The following is a 13,656-nucleotide window of genomic DNA, read 5'->3' as shown; positions in this document are numbered from 1 at the left end:
GGGCCATGACCCTGCGCGTCGCGTTCGTCTCCATGCACACCTCCCCCGCCGAGCGGCCGGGAACGGCCGACGCCGGTGGCATGAACGTGCTCATCCACGCCCTGGCGACGGCGCTGGGTCAGCTGGACGTCCACGTCGAGTTCATCACGCGGCGCAGCCATCCCGACCAGCCCGACGCCGTCCCGTTCGCCGACGGCGTCGTCCTGCACCACATCACCGCCGGGCCGACGACGCCGCTGCCCAAGAGCGAGATCCACCACCACGTCGACGAGTTCCGCGCAGGCATGGCCCACCTCGGCCCGTTCGACCTGGTGCACTCCCACCACTGGATGTCCGGGGTCGCCGCCCTGCCGCTGGCACGCGAGTGGGGCGTGCCGCACGTGATGACGTTCCACTCCGTCGCCGCCCACCCCAACTCCTCCCTGCGCGATGGTGAACCGCCCGAGACCCCGGACCGGCTGCCCGGTGAGGTGATCTGCGCGGAGCAGTCCGACCTCGTGATCGCCGTGTCCCACCACGAGGCCGCCGTCGTGATCGGCCGCTGCAACGCGGACCCCGAGCGCGTGGTGATCGTCCGGCCCGGCGTCGACGTCGAGCTGTTCCAACCCGCCAGCGGTGCCGAGGACCACGTCCCGGGCCAACCCAACGTCTCCTGGACGCCGTCGCCGCGCGTGCGCCCCGGCTACGTCGTCTTCGCCGCCCGGCTGCAGCCGCTGAAGGGACCCGACGTCGCCATCCGGGCCCTCGCGGGCGTGCCGGAGGACGAGCGCCCGGACCTGGTCATGGTGGGCCAGACCTCGGCGGACTTCGCGGGCTACGAGCAGGAACTGCACGCGCTGGTCGCCGAACTGGGACTCACCGACCGCGTCACGTTCCTCCCCGGACAGGATCGCCCAGCCCTCGCCCGGGTCATCCGGCACGCGTCGGTGATGCTGGTGCCGTCGCACTCGGAGACGTTCGGGCTGATCGCCCTCGAGGCGTCGGCGTCCGGCGTCCCGGTACTCGCCGCGGCCGCCGGGGGCCTGACCGAGGCAATCTGCAACACCCACACCGGGCTGCTGGTCCCCACCCACGACGCGGACGACTGGGCGCGCGAGCTCACCGGCCTCCTCCGCGACGAAGACCTCCGCGCCAGGCTCGGTGCGACCGGCCGGCAGCGTGCCGAGGACATGACGTGGCCGATCGTCGCCGGGCGCACGCTGGCCGCCTACCGGAGGGTTCTCTGATTCACCGGGTCGACGGCAGGTCCTCAACGTAGGCTGAGCGGCATGGACATCGGGGGACGTTCAATCCGTTGGCTGCTCGCCGCCGCACTGATCGGCGGAGCGGCGGTGCTCGAGTCGGTCGCGGTCGCGCTCGTGTGGCGCCCCTGTGCGGGCCAAATGCTCAACGGCAGCATCCTCGTGGGAGGCGCGTACCCCACCGAGTTCACCGACGCCTGCCTGGCCGCCATGGACGGCGCGCACGTCTTCCCCCTGCTCGCCGCCGGCGAGGACTTCACGTGGGCAGCGGCGTCGGGGACCGCTTCGGCCGCGCTGCTGGCCTCGGCGTGGCTGCTGTTGCTGCCTGCGTTCGCGGTACGGGGCTGGACGTGGCTCATGACAGCGCTGCCGGCGCTGTCCACGCTCGGCGGTGTTGCCGCGGTTGCCGTGTGGTCCCTCGAGGGCAGCAGGGGTGGCTGGTCCACGGGCACCTGGCTGCTGCTGCTCGCCAACCTCTCGGTCCCGGTGGCGCTGCTGGCGCTCCGGCGGGCCGGCCTCGGGGGCACGGTGCTGGTCCGAGCCGCCGTCGTCGCCGTGGCCGCCGCCGCGCCCGGGGTCCTCAGCCGGATCGCGGAGTTCTACCTGTCGGTGATGCTGAGCGACGCCAACTGGGACACCCCGCCCGGCACGGGCTGGTTGACCGCCGCGTTCTGTTGCGCCGCCGCGGTCGGGACCGCCGTCGGTTGGTGGCGCTCCCGTGCGCGAGGGCCCGCCGGCTCGTACGCTGGTGGACAGCCCGAGCGCGAACCCGCACCGAGCTGAGTGCCCGACCACCGGAGGACAGTTGAGCAGGATCACCTTCGTCCACGCCCACCCCGACGACGAGACCATCGCCACCGGGGCCCTGATCGCCCAGCTCGTTGAACGGGGTCACGCAGTCTCCGTGCTGACTGCCACGCGCGGGGAGCTGGGCGACGTCGTGCCCGGGCCGCTGTCCCACCTCGCCGGCACCCCCGAGCTCGTGGCCCACCGCGAGAACGAGCTCGACGCAGCCCTCGCGACGCTGGGCGTGACCGAGCACGCGTTCCTCGGTGACCCGCCCGCCCGCGACGGCATCGGCTCGCGCCACTACCGCGACTCCGGGATGGCGTGGGTCAGCGAGGGCGTGGCCGGGCCCGCCGAGTCCTCGGACGAGCGCTCCTTCTGCGCCGCAGAGGAGGCCGACGTCGTGGCCGACATGATCGCCTGGCTGCGCCACGTCGACGCCGAACTGGTCATCACCTACGACGCCGACGGCGGCTACGGGCACCCCGACCACGTCCGCTGCCACCACCTGGCCCGCACCGCCGCCGACGTCCTCGCGCGCGAGTTCGCCGTCGTGGTCCACGAGCCCGGCGAGGACGTGTTGTGGCTCGACCTGGAGCGCCACCTGCCCGTCGTCATCAGGGCACTGGAGCAACACGCGTCGCAGGTGAGCGTTGATGGCACCACCCTCACGCACAGCGGCGGCCAGAGCGAGCCCGTGCGCACGTCGGTGGGGCTGCGCGGCGACACGGGAAGGATCAGCGCATGACTGGATACCGGCACGTCTTCTGGGACATGGGCGGCACCATCGTCAACACCTACCCCGGGCTGGACGCGATCCTCGCCGGCGTCGTCCGGGCCACTGGCCAACGCGTCAGTCCCGGCGACGTCGCGGCCGCCACCCGCGTCTCCACGGGACACGCCATCGGCACGCTCTCCGAGCGCTACGCCATCCCGGAGGCCGACTTCAGGCAGGCGGAGCGGGAGCTGAAGCAGCGGTGGCGCACCTCGCCGCCGCCGGCGATGCCCGGCGTAAAACAGGTGATGGATCGGGTGAGCGGCCTGAACCTCGTGGTCACCCACCGCGACCGCGCCAGCGCCACCTCCCTGCTCGAGGGACTCGGGATCACCGTCGACGACCTCGTCTGCACCGACGACGGCTTCCCCCGCAAGCCGGACCCGGCGATGTACTCCGAGCTGGTGCGAAGGCACGGGTTGGACGTGTCCGAGTGCGTCGGGATCGGCGACCGGCCCATCGACGCCGAGTCGGCTGCGTCCGCCGGCATGGCGACGGTGATGCTCACGACCCCCGGCGTCGAGGTCCCGGTCGCGGGCGACCACCAGATCGACGAGCTGACGGACCTGCTGGAGTTCCTGGCCTGAGGCCGTCGGTGGCTGGCGGCAGACTTTGCACCTTTCCATGCCCGGGCTGGGTGCTTGTGCTTTATTGAACTCCTCCACTACTCGGAAGGATCCCCGATGAATGCGGTCAACGAAATCCTGAACCGAATCCCCCTGGACCAGTTGGCGGGTGAACTCGGCACCGACGAGGCGACGGCCGAACAGGCGGCCCGCCAGGCAGTCGCAACGCTCATGGGCGGCATGCAGGCCAACGCGGCCAGCAGCCCGGCGGGCGAGGCCTCGCTGGCGGGCGCACTCGACCAGCACAGCTCGTCGCACTTCTACACCGACTCGCGGGTGGACCTGAACCAGGTGGACACCGCGGACGGCGAGAAGATCGTCTCCCACGTCCTCGGCAGCAGCGACGCCCCGCCGGCGGCGCTTGGCGGCCTGCTCGGCAACGAGCAGGTGGGCAAGCTGCTCCGGATGCTCGCGCCGATCGTGCTCGGCTACTTGGCGGGCAAGGTCACCAAGGGCGGCTTCGGCGACATCCTCGGTGGCGTCCTCGGCGGCGACCAGTCCGCAGGCCGCCAACAGACCGGCGGCGGGGGCGGGCTGGGCGACATCCTCGGCCAGATCCTCGGCGGGGGCGGCGGCGGGGCGACCACGACGGGCGAGTCCGTCCAGCAGGGTGAGAGTCCCTTCAACGTCCCGGACTCCGGCGGCTCCACCGACAAGTTCCCGACCGAGGAGTTCCCCACCGGTTCCGAGGAACCGCGGCGCCGGGCAGAGGAGAAGGAGGAGGGCGGCGGTGGCGTGCTGGGAGACATCCTGGGCGGCATCTTCGGCAAGAAGTGACCCTCCCCCAAAGGACTAGCTTTTGAGAATCATTCTCAGTAGTATCGAGCGCGGGGCGACCGGACGAATGCAGCCCGTCCGGTCGACCCCGCCACGTCAGGAGCACCAGTGAAGATCACCGTCGTGGGCGAGGCGAAGGCCTCATTCCAGCCCGAACTCGCCGTCGTCCACCTCAGCCTCGGGCACGAGTCCGGGGACCTTGACCGAGCGGTCGAGAAGGCCTCCGAACTCGCGGACGCCATGAACACCGAGTTCCAGAACCTGAGGGCCAAGGACCCGTGCCCGGTCACCGAGACGGTGCTGCTGGCACTGTCCACCCGCAGTTGGCGCCCCTACGCCCAGGACGGCAGCCAGCTGCCGTACCGGCACCGGGCGTCCAGCCGGGCGAAACTGACGTTCAACAATTTCCGGGAGCTCAGCGCCTTCATCGACACCTGGGGCCGTGAGGATGGCGTCAGCGTCGAGCGCGTGCGGTGGAAGCTCACCGACGAGCGCGAGGAGGCGGAGAAGTCCCGGGTCCTCGCCGACGCCGTCGCCAACGCCCGGGACAGGGCGGAGGTCCTCGCGGAGGCCGCCGGCGCCGGCGCCGTCACGTTCGTGGAGCTCTCCGACGCACCGTTCCCGGACTCCGGCGAGTCCCAGCCCATGGCGTTCGCAGCCGGGGCGATGGCCCGCGGCGCGGCCGGAGGGGGACGCGGCGAGGGCGTCGACCTGACGCCCGAGGACATCGAGGTGCACTCAACCGTGCACGCCCGCTTCACCACCGCCTGACCGTCACAAGGGCTTGGAGGCCAGCACCGCTCCCGCCTCGCGGAGCCAGCGCGCGGGCTCAGCCGACGCGACCTCCGGGGACCCCGCCAGGTCCGTGAGCGAGACCGCCGCGCGGAACCCGGAGGTGTCCGCGTCGTCACCGATCCGCCCGGCCACCAGCACGCACGGCACCCCGGCCTCGGCGGCGAGGGCGGCGACGTGGGCGGGCACCTTGCCCTTGGCGGACTGGGAGTCGTAGCCGCCCTCGCCGGTGACCACCAGGTCCGCGGACGCGATCGCCTCCCGCAGGCCCACCAGGTCTGCCACCTCCCGTGCGCCGGGGACCAGTTGGGCACCCCAGGCGAGCAACGCGAACCCGGTTCCCCCCGCGGCCCCGGCGCCGGGCTCGTAGAACGGCACCTGCATCAGCTTCGCCAGCCGCGCCAACCCTGCCTCCGCCCGTGCGACGCCGTCGGCGTCGAGACCCTTCTGCGGTCCGAACACCGCGGCGGCCCCGACCGGGCCGAGCAGGGGGTTGGTGACGTCGGTGAGTACCTTCACGCCCCCGACGGGTGGGCGTCTGACCCGGTCGAGGTGTGCCGAGGCGAGCCGCTCCAATCCGCGCGCGCCGGGCGCGACCGGTTCGCCGAAGTTGTCCGTGAACTCGCCGCCGAGCGCGCGCAGCATGCCGACGCCGCCGTCGGTGGAGGCGCTGGAGCCGATGCCGAGCAGCAGCCGCGAGACGCCGTGGTCGAGGGCCGCAGCGATGGCCTGCCCGAAGCCGGTGGTGTCGGCGTCGAGGCCGAGCCTGCGCTCGCCGAGCAGCTCGATCCCGGAGGTGGAGGCGAGCTCGACCACCGCGGTGCCGCGCGGGGCGTCGTCGGTCCCGGGCAGCAGCAGCCAGCTGGCCTCGACCGGGCCCCCCGCGGGACCGGTGACCCGGACCGGGTGCCGCTCGGCCCCCGCCACCGCAGTCGCGAACGCCTCGATCGTGCCCTCGCCGCCGTCGGCCATCGGCCGCAGCACGGCGTCGACGGCTCCAGCACTCCCCCAGCCGGCGGCCAGCGCGGCGACCGCGTCGGCCGCCGAGATGGTCCCCTTGAAGCTGTCGAGTGCGACGACGACAGACGGGCTCACAGCTCCACGCCGAGCCCGAGCTCGTCGATGCCCACTGCGCGGCCGGTCGCGAGCGACTGGTTGGCGGCCACGCCGACCGCGACCGCGCGCACACCGTCGAGGTAGCCGGCGGCGCGGCCGAGCGGATCGGGCCCGAGCCGAAGGTCGCGCCGGAAGACGTCCATCAGCAGGATCGCGTCACCACCGCCGTGGCCGCCGATGCCGGCGGGGATGGCGACGTCCCGGGCAGGCTCCCAGTGGCGCTGCACCAGCAGCCGCTCGCCCTCGGGGCGCGACGCCGTCGCGCCGGGGGCCTCGGGGTTGGCGGAGGCGTCCAGCACCACGCGTCCGTCGGGCGCGACCTCCACGGCGCCGCGCTCGACGACGGTGAGCTCCGCCCTTCCCTGCGTCCCGTTGACAGCCACGTTGTACCCCTCCCACGGGGAGTGGGCGTTCAGCGAGTACGACATCCGCGCTCCCCGTCGGTAGTCAACCACGAGCGCCATGTTGTCGTGGATGTCGATGCCAGGGGTGAACACGTCGCGGTCACGCAGGTACCCGTCGTGGTGCTCTGAGTCCAGGTAGAGGGCCTGCAGGCGGGGGTCGCGGGTGAGGTCGAGGGCCCACGGGTCACCGGTGACCCCGGTGCCCCGCTCCGGCCGCTCCCCCAGGCCCCGCTCGGCGGCGTTCTCGTCGCCGTAGAACTGCAGGCCGGCGGAGGCGAACACGCGCGCGGGCGCGTCGTCGAGCCACCAGTTGACCAGGTCGAAGTGGTGCGCCGCCTTGTGGATCAGGAGGCTGCCGGAGTTGCGCTGCCGGCGGTGCCAGCGGCGGAAGTAGTCGGCGCCGTGGACGGTGTCCAGGACCCATTCGAAGTGGACGCTGGTGGGGGTGCCGATGGCGCCGGAGGCGATCACCTCGCGCAGCGACGAGTTCCGGGGCGCGTAGCGGTAGTTGAAGGTCATCGTGAGGTCGCGGCCGGTGGCGGCCACTGACTCGATGATGGTGCGGCAGCCCTCGGCCGTGGTCGCCAGCGGCTTCTCGACGACGACGTCCACCCCGGCCGCCTGCGCCCGTGCCACCAGCTCGGCGTGGGTGAAGTCCGGTGTGGTGACCACGACGGCGTCCACCCGCTGCTCGGCGACCATGCGCTCGAGGTCCTCCGGCCCGTACTGCGGCAGGCCAGCCGGCCCTCCGAGGCCCAGGGCGGCCCCGGCCTCCGCGTCGTAGAAGTCCATCCGGCCCGGGTTGGTGTCGCACCAGGCGACGAGCTCGGCGACGTCGGCGTGGTCGCCGGTGATCGCCGTGACGTACATGCCGGCCCGGTGCCCGGTGCCGACGACGGCGAACCGGGTGCGCGGCCGCCCGGCCGGGACGTCGGCGAAGCTTGGCACCACGCCGGGCCCCCCGGTGGTCGACGAGGACGTCGACGGCCTGGGGGCGGTGGGGTTCTGGTCCGTGAGAGCTGGTTCTGTCATGGTTTCCCTGCAGTCGCTGGAAGGGGTTTCACACGCCTGACCCGGGAGCTCTGGGCCGGCTGCCACCAGCATAGCGGGAAGCGGTTTCCCGGGTGCTCGGAGTCCGGCAGAAAGGGAGGGTGCCCGACGCCGTCGGACACCCTCCCGCCCACCTGAGCGACCCGGTTCACCAGCCGGTGCTGCCCATCGACGGCTCGAGCGGCCAGTGGGAGTTGCGCACCGACGAGGCCGCGGAACGCAGCCGCTGCGCGGCCGTGGCGCGGGCGGCGTCCATGTCGGTGAGCGTCGCGAAGGCGATGGCCGCCACGAGGGCACCGACCACGGCGACCACGAGGCTCACGATCGCGACCACCAGTCCGGCGCCGCCGGACGGGATCGCCAGGACGAGTCCGACGATCGCCACCACGAGTCCGGCGATGGCGATGGCGAGGCTGATGACCGCCACGAGCACGCCTGTGAAGTAGCTGTCGTAGTCGCCCTTGAGATCGGTCATGATCTCGCAGATGTCCTCGACGGCGTCACGGAGGTTCTGCAACTTCGAGGGCAGGGCATGGACCGCGTTGCGGTAGCTCTGGGTGTTGCCCGACTCCCAGTCGTCGCCGTTGGGGCCCAGCTGGTCGTGCCCCACCGAGTCCGCGGCGGCCGCGAAGTCCACGGCGCAGTACTGCGGCGCGGTCGTGGACACCGCCTTGTAGTCGTTGATCTCGCGCAGGATCAGCTCGACGGTGGGGTCCACTTTCGGCGGGATCCGTCGGAACTCGCTGGAGGCCTCCTGCGCCTTGTTCAGGGCCCGGTCCTTGAGGAAGTCCGGGACGTACCACTGGCTGAAGATCTTGTCGACGGCGTCCTGGAGCGCGCCGTCGATCCTGCCGGCGGCGTCGGCCAGGTCCCGGCGGATCTCGCGGATCTTGTTCTCGATCTCGTCCGTGGTTGCGCTGCTCATCAGAGTCCCTCCTGCTCGATCAGTGCCAGGATCTGGGCCGCGTAGGCGGTGTTCTGCGACTCCATCACCAGGTAGTTGCTGCCCGTCGCCCCGATCGCGTCCGCGAGCGAGTCCAGGAGGTCTCCCCCGGCGTCGAGCGAGACCTTCGGCTCGTCCAGCACGGCCGAGCGCAGGTCGTCGTAGGCGGCCTTCACGTCCACCAGGTTGGTGTTGGAGCCGACGTTGAACGCGATGGCCTCGGTGTCGCCGTGGACCGACCGGACCGCTTCCTCCGCGTCCTCCAGGTTCCCCTTCTCCTGCGCGAACCAGTAGAGCTTGGTCCTCAGTTCCTCGAATCCCATGTGTCCCTCATCCCTGGTTGAAGTCGTTGCGGCGTGCGACGATCCCGGCCAACCGTTCGCGGAGTCCGCCCAGCTCACCGACGAACTCGTCCCTCGGGGCCTCGGCAGCCATGGCACGGAAGGCCGCGACGGCGTCCTGCTCGACGTCGGCGAGGTCGGCCTTGCGGAGCCATGGCTCGTCGACCTCGATCTTGTTGGGCACGCCGTTGATCGACTCGATCACGACGTGTCGGTGCCGGTCGCCCACCTCGACCGGTTCCTGCGGTTCGGGCGAGTACGTCGCCAGGCCCTGGAGCATCCTCGAGACGTCGCGTGCGAGGTCGAGCACGTCGTCGCGCAGTTCCCTCGGGTAGCGGACGTCGTCGGGGTCCCCGCCGGCCTCGACGGTGGCGACGCCGGCAGCGGCTGCAGCGTGCTGCTCGGCGTAGGCCAACAGCAGCGCGTAGCCGAAGTCCTCCAGCTCCACGACCCGCGACCACCGGTCAGCGATCGTGAGTCCGGACACGGATCCCGAGCGGTCGAACTCGAAGGTGAACACGCTGTCGGGGGCGGGGGCTTCAGACATGGGTTCCACGGTAACGGAACGTCGGTCCAGCCCCTCGTTGTGAGACGATCGGACGCGTGAGCGAGCGCAACCAGACCCGTGCCCTGTGGCTGATCCTGTACCTCGGCTGCGTGCTCGAGGGCTTCGCACTGGCCGCACTGCAGCTGCCGCTGCCGGAGGCGTTCGCCGGACTGGTGGGATCCATGTTCGCGCTGCTGGTGCTCCTGGGCGCCTTCGTGATCGGCGTCGCGGTGTGGCGGCTGTCCACCCTCGTCACGGGTGCCGCCACGACGGCGCGCTGGGTGTTCCTGACGGCCCTGGTGCTGGCCGGGATGGCGGCGTGGTTCGTCGCCCGGGTCCTGCGCCCGGAACAGTCGGAGTCCCTGTCCCTGGTGTTGTTCGTCCTGGGCCTCGGCGCGGTGCTGAGCACGGTCCTGGCGCTGGCTGCGAGGACGCTGGTGCACATCGTCGCGGCCAACCGGGGAGGCGTCAACCCCTCGCGGTGAGCGCGTCTCGCAGTCGGCCGCCGTGCTCGTCGAGTACCCGCGCGGCGTCTGCCGGTCCGAGGTCCGCGAGCAGCGCCAGCACGGCCCGCTTGACGCTCCAGCCATTGCGGTCGAGCGTCTCAGTGGCGGCCGCGACGTCGACGTCGGCCAGTTCGGAGACCATCCGGGCCGCCCGGGTCCTGAGCTTCTCGTTGCTGGCGCGCATGTCGACCATCCGGTTCCCGAAGACCTTGCCCGCTTTGATCATCGTGATCGTCGAGATCATGTTGAGCACCAGCTTGGTCGCGGTTCCGGCGCGCAGCCGCGTGGAGCCGGCCACCACCTCGGGCCCGACCACCACCTCGATCGGGAGGTCGGCAGCGGCCGAGATCTCGGCGTCGGCGTTGCAGCTGAGCGCAACCGTCGCCGCGCCCACCTCGCGGGCCCGGGCGAGCGCCCCCAGCACGTAGGGGGTGCGGCCGCTGGCGGCGATGCCCACGACGACGTCGGCCGCGGTGACGCCGATGCCGTCGAGGTCGGCGGCGCCCAGCTGCGCGCTGTCCTCCGCCCCCTCGGCGGCGTTGCGCAGCGCGTGCTCCCCGCCGGCGATGAGCCCCACCACCTGTTCGGGTCGGGTGTTGTAGGTGGGCGGGCACTCCGAGGCGTCCAGCACACCGAGCCTGCCGGAGGTGCCGGCGCCCAGGTAGACGATGCGGCCACCGTCGTTGAACCGGCGCGACACCTCCTCGATCGCCGCGGTGATCTGCGGGAGCGCCGCGGCGACGGCGTCCGTGACGCCGGCGTCGGCGTCGTTCATGACGCGCGCCAGCTCCGCGACGTCGCGGGTGTCGAGGTCTGCGAAGCGCGGGTCAACGCCCTCGGTGGCGAGGTTGTTCGGCAGTTCTGTCATGGCTCCATCCTCCCGTGTTTCGACGCCCCCCGCTGCCGCATGGACGCCGGATCCCGGACCGGCGGCCGTAGTGTGGCCCCATGGACGAGAAGCTCACCGAACAGGTGCTGCGGGCGGTTGAGCTGGTGCCACCGGGACGGCTCGTCTCCTACGGCGACGTCGCGGCCCTCGTCGGGACCGGCCCCCGGCAGGTGGGGGCCGTCATGGCCCGCGGCGGGCACGGGGTGCCGTGGTGGCGGGTGACGAACCATGCGGGCGATCTCCCCCTCCACCTGCAGGCCGAGGCTGCGGACCACTGGGCCGCGGAGGGCATCGCGCTGAAGCCGAACGGACGCGGTGCACGCATGGCCGCGTACCGGGCGGACCTGGCCGGGCTCGCCGCCGACTTCGAGGAGGCGACGGCGGACCTGGCCTCCGACTGACCAGGAACCGGGCGGTTCCAATTGTGCCGAAACCACCAAACTCCATTGAAGTGTTGGCTAGTGTCGCTCGAACGCGAACCAGCAACCGGCAGATCCCATGGGAACAGGTGGTCAAGCAGTGAGTCTCATCGACAGCAACCCCGATCTCAGGCCGAACAAGGCCGAGTTGGTCATATCCAAGGGATGGGTGCAGGGCGTCGCCCTCGTCCTCGTGTTCGGCTTCTTCGTCATGGGCTTCCTGGCCTACCGCACCTACTCCGACTCGATGCCGCTGCCGACCCGAGTCACCAGCGAGACGGGCGAGGAGGTGTTCACCGAGGCGGACATCACGTCCGGCCAGGAGATCTTCCTGAGCCGGGGCCTGCAGCAGTACGGCTCCATCGTCGGGCACGGCGCCTACCTCGGACCCGACTACACCGCCGAGTACCTGCGCCTGGCCAGCGAGCACGTGATCCAGTCCCTGACGGACCAGGGCGTCCAGGACCCGGCTCGCGCCACCGTCGAGCTGATGCGCACCAACCGGTACGATCCCGCATCGGGGGTGCTCGTGTTCACGCCGGAGCAGGTGAGCGCCTTCGAGGAGATCCGTGACTACTACGCGGACTTCTTCGGCACCGACACCACCGAGCACGGCCTGCTCCCATCGGTGATCACAGATCCCGATCAGATCCACGACCTGACGGCGTTCTTCGGCTGGACGGCGTGGGCGGCCTCCACTGACCGGCCCAACCAGGACTACTCCTACACCAACAACTGGCCGCCGGAGCCCCGCGTGGACAACCAGCCGACGGCGGACATCCTGGTGTGGTCGGCGATGTCGCTGATCGCGCTGCTCGCAGGCCTCGGCGCCCTGTTCGCGATCTACGGCCGCTGGAGCAAGAAGATCGGCTGGCACAGCAGCGAGGTGCCCAGCCTGGCGTTCAAGCAGCCCGGCCAGGTGGGCATCACCAAGGCGCAGAAGGCCACCGCGTGGTTCTTCCTCGTGGTGTCGCTGCTGTTCCTCGCGCAGGCCACGCTGGGAGGCGCCGTCGAGCACTACCGCGCTGAGCTGTCGAGCTTCTTCGGGCTGGACCTGGCGCAGTTGCTGCCGTTCAACCTCGCCCGCACCTGGCACGTGCAGCTGTCCCTGCTGTGGACGGCCGCCGCCTTCCTCGCGATCGCGATCTTCCTGGCACCGATCATCTCCGGCCGCGAGCCGAGGCGGCAGCACTGGCTGGCCTACGGGCTGCTCGGCGCGCTGGCCGTGGTGGTGCTCGGCACCGTCGTCGGCACAGCCATCAGCACCTTCGGGCCGGAGTGGGCGCGGGGCTCGATCTTCTTCGACCAGCAGTGGGAGTACCTGGACCTGCCCCGGTTCTGGCAGATCCTGCTGGTGGTGGGACTGTTCCTGTGGATCATCATCATCTACCGCGCCATCCGGTCCAGGCTGCGCTCCGAGTCCAAGTTCAACATGCCGTGGCTGTTCTTCTACGCCGGCCTGGCGATCCCCGCGTTCTACGCCGTCGGCCTGCTCGCGACCAACGACACCCACCTCACCGTCGCCGAGTTCTGGCGGTTCTGGGTGGTCCACCTCTGGGTGGAGGACTTCCTGGAGCTGTTCACCACCGTGATGGTGGCCTACATCTTCGTGATGCTCGGGGTGGTGCGACGCAAGATCGCCATCCAGATCATCTTCATGGACGTCATCCTGTACTCCGTGGGCGGCGTGATCGGCACCATGCACCACCTGTACTTCTCGGGCACCCCGGTGGAGCACATGGCGCTGGGTGCGTTCTTCTCGGCGCTCGAGGTGATCCCGCTGACGTTCCTGACGGTCGAGGCCTGGACCTTCCTGCAGCTCGGCGCCCGGCAGGAGTCGCGCAGCAGCGCACCGTTCCCGCACCGCTGGGCCGTGATGTTCCTGGTGGCCGTGGGCTTCTGGAACTTCGTGGGCGCGGGCGTGTTCGGCTTCCTGATCAACCTGCCGATCGTGTCCTACTACCAGATCGGCACCGCGCTGACCGCGAACCACGCCCACGGCTCGATGATGGGCGTCTACGGCATGATGGCCGTCGGCATGGCGCTGTTCGCGCTGCGCTACATCATCCCGCCGCAGAGGTGGCCGGAGAAGCTGGCCAGGTTCTCGTTCTGGTGCCTCAACATCGGGCTGGCCTGGATGGTGTTCGCCACCCTGCTGCCGCTCGGCGTGCTGCAGCTGTGGCACTCGGTCAACGAGGGCTACTTCGAGGCCCGCACGCTCGGCTACATCGCCACCCCCGGCAACGTGATCCTCGAGTGGCTGCGGATGCCCGGTGACGTGGTGTTCATCGCCGGCATCCTCCCGTTCGTCTGGATAGCCTGGCTCGGGGTGCGCCACGGCATCAAGCCCACCGTCACCACGATGGAGCCCGAGACGCTGTTCGTGATCGAGCACGAGGAGGCCCGGGAGGACCGCACCGGCCTGGTCGGCGTCTCGACCACAG

General features: G+C 71.0%; 14 protein-coding genes and 1 pseudogene. 9 read left to right on the top strand and 6 right to left on the bottom strand.

Going from position 1 to position 13,656, the window contains the following annotated elements; all coding sequences use genetic code 11:
• Window positions 1–5: 5 nt before the first annotated feature.
• The 6 genes from FOJ82_RS09585 (at window position 6) to FOJ82_RS09560 (ending at window position 4,976) form a co-directional block, all read left to right on the top strand.
• Window positions 6–1,226 (top strand): glycosyltransferase, encoded by a 1,221-nt coding sequence (locus FOJ82_RS09585; RefSeq protein WP_143938253.1) that lies wholly within the window; start codon window positions 6–8, stop codon window positions 1,224–1,226.
• Between the two features lie 42 nt (window positions 1,227–1,268).
• Window positions 1,269–2,024 carry a hypothetical protein gene (locus tag FOJ82_RS09580; RefSeq protein ID WP_143938252.1) on the top strand — a complete coding sequence of 252 codons (756 nt, stop codon included), beginning with the start codon at window positions 1,269–1,271 and terminating at the stop codon, window positions 2,022–2,024.
• 22 nt (window positions 2,025–2,046) lie between these two features.
• Window positions 2,047–2,775 carry a PIG-L family deacetylase gene (locus FOJ82_RS09575; RefSeq protein WP_185975710.1) on the top strand — a complete coding sequence of 243 codons (729 nt, stop codon included), beginning with the start codon at window positions 2,047–2,049 and terminating at the stop codon, window positions 2,773–2,775.
• Window positions 2,772–3,389 (top strand): HAD family hydrolase, encoded by a 618-nt coding sequence (locus tag FOJ82_RS09570; protein WP_143938250.1) that lies wholly within the window; start codon window positions 2,772–2,774, stop codon window positions 3,387–3,389. Before FOJ82_RS09575 ends, FOJ82_RS09570 begins: the two co-directional genes overlap by 4 nt.
• 96 nt (window positions 3,390–3,485) lie before the next feature.
• Window positions 3,486–4,205, top strand: coding sequence for a DUF937 domain-containing protein (locus FOJ82_RS09565; protein ID WP_143938249.1), 720 nt, complete (start codon window positions 3,486–3,488; stop codon window positions 4,203–4,205).
• 108 nt (window positions 4,206–4,313) lie between these two features.
• Entirely contained in the window at window positions 4,314–4,976 is a 663-nt protein-coding gene (locus tag FOJ82_RS09560; RefSeq protein ID WP_143938248.1) for an SIMPL domain-containing protein, read from the top strand.
• Window positions 4,977–4,979: 3 nt separating this feature from the next.
• Here the strand turns inward: FOJ82_RS09560 and FOJ82_RS09555 are convergent, their stop codons facing one another.
• From FOJ82_RS09555 to FOJ82_RS09535, 5 genes are all read right to left on the bottom strand, one after another.
• Window positions 4,980–6,092: a glycerate kinase gene (locus FOJ82_RS09555; RefSeq protein ID WP_143938247.1), complete on the bottom strand. Its 1,113-nt coding sequence runs from the start codon at window positions 6,090–6,092 to the stop codon at window positions 4,980–4,982.
• On the bottom strand, window positions 6,089–7,549 hold the full coding sequence (locus FOJ82_RS09550) for a Gfo/Idh/MocA family protein (protein WP_143938246.1): 1,461 nt from the start codon (window positions 7,547–7,549) through the stop codon (window positions 6,089–6,091). Before FOJ82_RS09550 ends, FOJ82_RS09555 begins: the two co-directional genes overlap by 4 nt.
• A 166-nt stretch (window positions 7,550–7,715) precedes the next feature.
• The gene (locus FOJ82_RS09545; protein ID WP_143938245.1) at window positions 7,716–8,492 is read right to left on the bottom strand and encodes a hypothetical protein; all 777 of its coding nucleotides are present in this window, start codon (window positions 8,490–8,492) and stop codon (window positions 7,716–7,718) included.
• Window positions 8,492–8,833 carry a hypothetical protein gene (locus tag FOJ82_RS09540; protein ID WP_143938244.1) on the bottom strand — a complete coding sequence of 114 codons (342 nt, stop codon included), beginning with the start codon at window positions 8,831–8,833 and terminating at the stop codon, window positions 8,492–8,494. The genes FOJ82_RS09545 and FOJ82_RS09540 overlap by 1 nt, the downstream gene beginning before the upstream one ends.
• Window positions 8,834–8,840: 7 nt before the next feature.
• A complete protein-coding gene (locus tag FOJ82_RS09535) occupies window positions 8,841–9,398 on the bottom strand; it encodes a hypothetical protein (protein ID WP_143938243.1) in 558 nt (185 codons plus the stop codon).
• A gap of 56 nt (window positions 9,399–9,454) precedes the next feature.
• Here FOJ82_RS09535 and FOJ82_RS09530 point away from each other — a divergent pair, with 56 nt between their 5' ends.
• Window positions 9,455–9,883, top strand: coding sequence for a hypothetical protein (locus FOJ82_RS09530; RefSeq protein WP_143938242.1), 429 nt, complete (start codon window positions 9,455–9,457; stop codon window positions 9,881–9,883).
• On the opposite strand, the gene murQ is transcribed toward FOJ82_RS09530, so the two are convergent.
• The gene (gene murQ, locus FOJ82_RS09525) at window positions 9,867–10,772 is read right to left on the bottom strand and encodes an N-acetylmuramic acid 6-phosphate etherase (RefSeq protein WP_143938241.1); all 906 of its coding nucleotides are present in this window, start codon (window positions 10,770–10,772) and stop codon (window positions 9,867–9,869) included. The two genes, FOJ82_RS09530 and murQ, sit on opposite strands and share 17 nt — an antisense overlap.
• Window positions 10,773–10,852: 80 nt before the next feature.
• On the opposite strand from murQ, the gene FOJ82_RS09520 reads away from it, so the two are divergent.
• Together FOJ82_RS09520 and FOJ82_RS09515 are read left to right on the top strand one after the other, a co-directional pair.
• A complete protein-coding gene (locus FOJ82_RS09520; RefSeq protein ID WP_143938240.1) occupies window positions 10,853–11,194 on the top strand; it encodes an MGMT family protein in 342 nt (113 codons plus the stop codon).
• A gap of 97 nt (window positions 11,195–11,291) precedes the next feature.
• Window positions 11,292–13,604: pseudogene (locus FOJ82_RS09515) on the top strand (nitric-oxide reductase large subunit); the annotation flags it as partial.
• Between the last annotated feature and the right edge of the window lie 52 nt (window positions 13,605–13,656).

The sequence above is a fragment of the Tessaracoccus rhinocerotis genome (assembly GCF_007197885.1).
Classification (GTDB): Bacteria; Actinomycetota; Actinomycetes; order Propionibacteriales; family Propionibacteriaceae; genus Arachnia; species Arachnia rhinocerotis.
This window is presented reverse-complemented; position numbering and strand designations above follow the sequence as displayed.

What these genes read in the sequence shown, in the direction of transcription:
- FOJ82_RS09585 (WP_143938253.1), top strand. Translation starts at nt 6, where the DNA reads ATGACCCTGCGCGTCGCGTTCGTCTCCATGCACACCTCCCCCGCCGAG.
- FOJ82_RS09580 (WP_143938252.1), top strand. Translation starts at nt 1,269, where the DNA reads ATGGACATCGGGGGACGTTCAATCCGTTGGCTGCTCGCCGCCGCACTG.
- FOJ82_RS09570 (WP_143938250.1), top strand. Translation starts at nt 2,772, where the DNA reads ATGACTGGATACCGGCACGTCTTCTGGGACATGGGCGGCACCATCGTC.
- FOJ82_RS09565 (WP_143938249.1), top strand. Translation starts at nt 3,486, where the DNA reads ATGAATGCGGTCAACGAAATCCTGAACCGAATCCCCCTGGACCAGTTG.
- FOJ82_RS09550 (WP_143938246.1), bottom strand. Translation starts at nt 7,549, where the DNA reads ATGACAGAACCAGCTCTCACGGACCAGAACCCCACCGCCCCCAGGCCG.
- FOJ82_RS09545 (WP_143938245.1), bottom strand. Translation starts at nt 8,492, where the DNA reads ATGAGCAGCGCAACCACGGACGAGATCGAGAACAAGATCCGCGAGATC.
- FOJ82_RS09540 (WP_143938244.1), bottom strand. Translation starts at nt 8,833, where the DNA reads ATGGGATTCGAGGAACTGAGGACCAAGCTCTACTGGTTCGCGCAGGAG.
- FOJ82_RS09535 (WP_143938243.1), bottom strand. Translation starts at nt 9,398, where the DNA reads ATGTCTGAAGCCCCCGCCCCCGACAGCGTGTTCACCTTCGAGTTCGAC.
- murQ (WP_143938241.1), bottom strand. Translation starts at nt 10,772, where the DNA reads ATGACAGAACTGCCGAACAACCTCGCCACCGAGGGCGTTGACCCGCGC.
- FOJ82_RS09520 (WP_143938240.1), top strand. Translation starts at nt 10,853, where the DNA reads ATGGACGAGAAGCTCACCGAACAGGTGCTGCGGGCGGTTGAGCTGGTG.